Raw genomic sequence first — 1,895 nt, 5'->3', positions numbered from 1 at the left:
GGAGATATCTCCTTCCTTCATTCTGGAAGTTTCCATTTTGGTAATGCCCATAGTTGGAAGAGAATCCGAATAATAAGCAAACATTCTCTGAGTAAGCGTATTCCGGGCCTCCCGTAAATTATCGGCAATTTTTGCCGTTCTCAGCCTTAAATATCCTTTTCTCTCTTTTAAAGACCATTTGGTTGAATCCGGATTATGATTCCAGCCCCATTGCATGCCCAAAGCAGAACCATTAAACTCGTCAGAAGTTGGCAATTCGGTTACAGGATAAGAATTCCCGACATTAGGTTTTTTATAAGTCACAACACCTTTGCCGTCCACGCCTGCAATTGGCCAATTGTCCACCCAGGTAACCGGTTGCAATGATGGCATACGGCCAAACGGGCCTTTGTCGAGGAATAACATAGTCCACCACTCTCCTGTTTGTGTCTGAATCAATGCTCCCTGATGGATTCCAAAATTCAAATCGCCCCTGTTCCTATCCCAAAGTACAACTTTCTCTTCATAAGGGCCATAAATATTCTTGGAACGCAAAGCCACCTGGCATCCATCGGATCCTCCATAAGTACAATATAAATAGTAATAGCCATTTAGTTTATACAGATGAGAGCCTTCAATTCCCGGTCGTATATCTCCTTTAAAAACAAGAGAATCTTTACTGACAGGAGCAAAATCCTTATTCAATTCTGTTATGGAAATTCTCCCGTAACCATAAGCCACATAGATTCTTCCGTCCTCATCAAACAACAAACCCGGATCATGAAATCCCCTGGTTAATTTTTTGATTGTCCAAGGCCCTGCCGGGTTTGTGGCTGTACAAATAAACCCTCCATCGTTCAGTGTATTATATAAAACATAAAACTTCCCATCATGATACTTTAAACTACCGGCCCATTGACCATGGGCATAACGGTTACAGCCATCAAGATTGTAACATGGGCTATAATCCATTCTCGGAACGGCATTACTGCAATATTCCCAATTAACCAGATCATGGGACTTCAGTATCGTAACGCCAGGAAAAATAAACATGGTTGTTGAAAGCATATAATAACTGTCATCAACACGTATCACATCAATGTCCGGATAATCGGCACAAATTACAGGATTTGTAAAAGTTCCGTCTCCATTATCACTGTGTTTTTTTTGAGCATTTAAACCAGATTGAAATAAGATGAAAAAAATCAAGATTACCTGATATATTTTATTTTTCATGATAAGAAATTTTTTGTTTCATAAGTAATTATTAGCCCAGGCCAAATATTTTTCTGCAGGATATTGTCAATAAAATATTCTTTCATTCACAAAAACCAGTAAAAATGTAAAAGCCCTCCCTCTTCTAAAGTTTGGGATAAAAGTAGTTTCGAAAGTATTTTTTCATTTATTAGAGAGTAACATTAAATTGCCTGAGAGTAACTAAATTCAATTTTTACAAAAAGATATCCCTGACCTTTGAGATAAGAATTTCGGCATATTATCCTTTTAATCAATGTATTGATACTTTTAAAATCGCTCAATGCAGAAAATAAAACCACTCAACAGATAATTTTTTTATTAGAAGGCCAAATAACAAGGATTGTTATTGTATAAAATTAATCCATTATATTATTTATTTAAGTTTCGCAAATAGTAAAAAGGGTTATAAGGGTATACTGCTTCATGGTATTACTCAGTGAAACTCAGGTTTTTCTCAGCGGATCTCAGCGTAAATGAATATTAATACACTGGCCTATAAGATAGTTTGAAATGGTTCCACTATTTTTTTGCTTTCTGAGCGGAGTCTAAGGCAGGTTTTATTGCCGTGGTTTGTATTTGCCTTTGAAAACTTTATTCTTCCTTTTTGTCGTCACAAAAAGGAAGCAAAAAAGACTGTGACGAAAAAAACTCGCTTCTTC

Annotated in this window: 1 protein-coding gene; it reads right to left on the bottom strand. The window is 36.6% G+C overall.

Annotated elements, in window-relative coordinates; all coding sequences use genetic code 11:
• Positions 1-1,215, bottom strand: a 1,215-nt coding sequence (locus tag Q8907_16805; GenBank protein ID MDP4275929.1) for a family 43 glycosylhydrolase, incomplete at its 3' end; no start/stop codon positions are given.
• Between the last annotated feature and the right edge of the window lie 680 nt (positions 1,216-1,895).

The organism is Bacteroidota bacterium, assembly GCA_030706565.1.
Classification (GTDB): domain Bacteria; phylum Bacteroidota; class Bacteroidia; order Bacteroidales; family JAUZOH01; genus JAUZOH01.
This window is presented reverse-complemented; position numbering and strand designations above follow the sequence as displayed.